The organism is Alishewanella sp. WH16-1 (assembly GCF_001441695.1).
GTDB classification, from domain to species: domain Bacteria; phylum Pseudomonadota; class Gammaproteobacteria; order Enterobacterales; family Alteromonadaceae; genus Alishewanella; species Alishewanella agri.
The window spans coordinates 1-767 of sequence record NZ_LCWL01000136.1; the positions used below are offsets into that span (position 1 = coordinate 1).

Consider the following 767-nt stretch of genomic DNA (forward strand, 5'->3'; position numbering starts at 1 on the left):
CAAGCCCGTTATCGTTACAGACGCCGGATTTCGTGGTCCTTGGTTTAGGCAAGTACTGGATATCGGATGGGACTATGTTGGCCGCGTGAGAAACCAAACAAATTATCGCCTTACTCCGCTGCCGTGGCAGCGCTGTACCTCGCTGTATCCCAGAGCCACTAAACGGGCGCAATGGTTCAATCATGTCGAGTTAGCCAAAGAAAACCCATTAATCACCAATTTTGTGCTGTTTAAAGACAAAGCCAAAGGACGACGAGTTTACAACAGAAAAGGTGAGCGAAACCAAAGTAATAGGAATGAACTGGCAGCAAAGAGTTGGAAAGAGCCCTGGCTTTTAGCGACGTCATTAGCTGTCACTCACCAAGGCCAAGCCAATGGCATTGTGAAGCGTTATCAAGCCCGAATGCAGATAGAGGAAAGCTTCCGAGATATGAAGTCGGTGCGGTTTGGCTTAGGTATGAGCATGCATAATACAAAGAAAATGACTCGTTTAGCGATAATGGTAATGATTTCGACCCTCGCGGATCTGTATCTCTATTTGATTGGGCTGCTTGGTCGGGTTGCCGGCTTTGCCCGCTACTTCCAGGCGAATACCGTTAGGGACACTTTTGTCATGAGCTGTCTGTCTTTGGGGCGACGATTACTAGCCAGATGCTTTGATGTCATAGATGAATTGATGGAAGGCATTGATGTCTTCGAGCGACTCCGACAGCATACTTTGGAGTATGCTGTTCGGTGGGAGCCTTAAAATCGTGGGGATCTATCAG

1 protein-coding gene is annotated in these 767 nt (G+C 47.8%); it reads left to right on the plus strand.

Annotated elements, in window-relative coordinates; translation table 11 throughout:
- Positions 1-748: IS4 family transposase (locus AAY72_RS14650; RefSeq protein ID WP_156411343.1), on the plus strand; the 748-nt coding region annotated here is incomplete at its 5' end.
- Positions 749-767 lie beyond the last annotated feature (19 nt).